The sequence below is a fragment of the Novipirellula sp. genome (genome assembly GCF_041583735.1).
In the GTDB taxonomy this organism is placed as follows: domain Bacteria; phylum Planctomycetota; class Planctomycetia; order Pirellulales; family Pirellulaceae; genus Novipirellula.
The window spans coordinates 1-1,681 of sequence record NZ_JBFHFD010001024.1 but is presented as its reverse complement, the minus strand read 5'-3'; the positions used below and the strand labels follow the sequence as shown (position 1 = coordinate 1,681).

Sequence of the window (1,681 nt, the reverse complement as noted above, 5' to 3'; positions counted from 1 at the left end):
GAATCGCTGTCATCGGTGTGCGAATTTCGTGACTCATGTTTGCCAAGAATTCACTCTTCGTTCGGTTCATCGCTTCAGCCGTTTGCATTGCTTGATGTAACCGTTCCCAATCCTCATGTTGACGGGTCGTGTCAATCAGCAATCCGAGCACGCGAACGGCAGTTCGGGGCAACGTGTCGGTTCCTTCCTCAAAGTAGACTTGGCCGAATGAGCGAATCCAGCATGGATGTCCTTCCGCACTTGTCAATCGGTATTCGACATCGTGTTTACCACTGCTAGATATATCAAAGCATTCCTGGATCGCGTGAATCACTGACGCTCGATCCCGAATATCGATTTTCCCCGTAATTTCTGTTACGGGAATCGGTGTTTCAGGCAGGGTTTGAAAAATCTCAGCGGCCTTAGAGTCTAGCAATACCTCGCCAGTGATCACGTTATAGTCCCATGATCCCATGTCCGCCGATGCGAAGGACAAACGTCGCTGTTCTTCGCGCTTGGCAAGTTCAGTACCAATCTGCCTTAGCGCGGTAGTGTCATCGGCTGTAGATGCAGCAAACGTCACGTCGTGCATGATGATGTAACAACCCACTACATCTCCGCGATCATCAGTGCTGGGCACACACCGTAGTTCGAAAACTCGTGGTTCTGCCCAGGCTCGTTGACACCACGTCGTCCGAAATCGCTGAGATGTGCCACCAAGAGCTTGGTTAAGACGAGATTGGATGCGAGTATAGAAGTCGTTGCCAATAATCGAAAGCAACGGCACGCCGATCAAAGAACAAACCGAACGGTCAACTAGGTCGGCGTACGCTTGGTTGGTGAATCGATGCTTCAGTTCATTGTCGAGATACAATACCGCGAGCGGCACTGCATTCATGACTGCTTCTGTGTCGAGACTTACGCCCCGCTTATTTACTGCATCACGCACTTTATCGCTCATCTTGACAATGCGTTCTTGTATGCGAACAACGTTGAAGGCTGGCGGAACCACAGAGTGTATGCGATTTAGCGACGGTTTTGTTAGGAAATACTGACAGAATGATTTTTGCAGGCCCTGCCGGCAAAGGGGTTTGCAAGCCCTGCCGGAAAAGGGACACGCTTTGTATGTCGGTGCCCCGGAACCATTGAAGATGCCTGCCATACCTAGCTTGGGGTGTTCAAATATTCTCTCAGTAATTTTGAACCGAGGGCTACTTGATCGGCCAACGACGGTTGCGAACGCGGAACTTGCAGACCATTGCCAGTTACAAAAATGCGTTGATAGGCACGTTGTTACCTTGATATCTAGACTTTTAGACGCGGGCTTTGCACTCGATTCCAAGCGTACGCCAGGAAACCATCTTGGACGGCTTTGAAACAGTCCAAGCTAATTTGACCAACTGTCTGACACACGAACTCCTTGGAGGCAACTGACAGCGTTCGGAACGCCATATGCTCATGTCAACCCAGCGGTTTCTTTACAGATCGTAGGCTCGCTTTACAACGGACTTAATTATGTCGACGGCATTGCTTTCCTCTGCGGGTTCAAACCACTTGGCAACTAACTCCATTCAATCTGGGATGGGGGCGGTTCCGCATGCGGGCGGAGTGGCTTTCCGAGTATGGGCACCCCATGCGTCTCGCGTTTGGCTGACAGGAACGTTCAACGAGTGGCGGGCGGACGCCGAGCAGATGAAAGATG

General features: G+C 51.0%; 1 protein-coding gene and 1 pseudogene. One reads left to right on the top strand and one right to left on the bottom strand.

The features are described 5' to 3' along the window. Positions 1 to 877 (bottom strand): PAS domain-containing protein (locus ABX962_RS35700; RefSeq protein ID WP_372726406.1); only part of this gene is annotated, 877 nt, incomplete at its 3' end. A gap of 617 nt (positions 878 to 1,494) precedes the next feature. Between ABX962_RS35700 and ABX962_RS35695 the strand changes: the two are divergent. Then, positions 1,495 to 1,681, top strand: a pseudogene (locus ABX962_RS35695) (1,4-alpha-glucan branching protein); the annotation flags it as partial.